The sequence below is a fragment of the Pseudomonas sp. GW460-12-10-14-TSB1 genome (assembly GCF_017349775.1).
GTDB classification, from domain to species: domain Bacteria; phylum Pseudomonadota; class Gammaproteobacteria; order Pseudomonadales; family Pseudomonadaceae; genus Aquipseudomonas; species Aquipseudomonas piscium.
On sequence record NZ_JACNAC010000114.1, the window covers coordinates 1 to 446 of the forward strand.

General features: G+C 68.8%; 1 protein-coding gene. It reads right to left on the bottom strand.

What is annotated here, in order from left to right; translation table 11 throughout:
- Positions 1-446, bottom strand: a 446-nt coding sequence (locus tag J4D52_RS30425) for a beta-ketoacyl synthase N-terminal-like domain-containing protein (protein ID WP_309474386.1), incomplete at both ends; no start/stop codon positions are given.

Genomic DNA, 446 nt, shown 5'->3' on the forward strand with positions numbered 1-446 from the left:
GGGTCGCCCTTGCGCTGGGGAATCAGGATCGGGGTGATCTCATCGACGAAACGCCCGCCCTCGATGGCGGCCACGGCCTTCTGCTGCGAGGCGGCGGCAAAGGCGTCCTGGGCTTCGCGGCTGATGCCGTATTTGTCCACCAGGTTCTCGGCGGTGATGCCCATGTGGTAGTCGTTGAAGGCATCCCACAGGCCATCGCTGATCATGGTGTCGACGATCTGGCTGTGGCCCATGCGCAGGCCGGTGCGGGCGCCGGGCAGCACGTAGTTGGCCAGGCTCATGTTTTCCTGGCCGCCGGCGATGATCACCTCGGCGTCGCCGCAGCGGATCGCCTGGGCGCCCAGGTGCAGGGCCTTGAGGCCGGAGCCGCAGACCTTGTTCAGGGTCAGCGCCGGCACGGCGTGGGGCAGGCCGGCCTTGATCGCGGCCTGGCGCGCCGGGTTCTG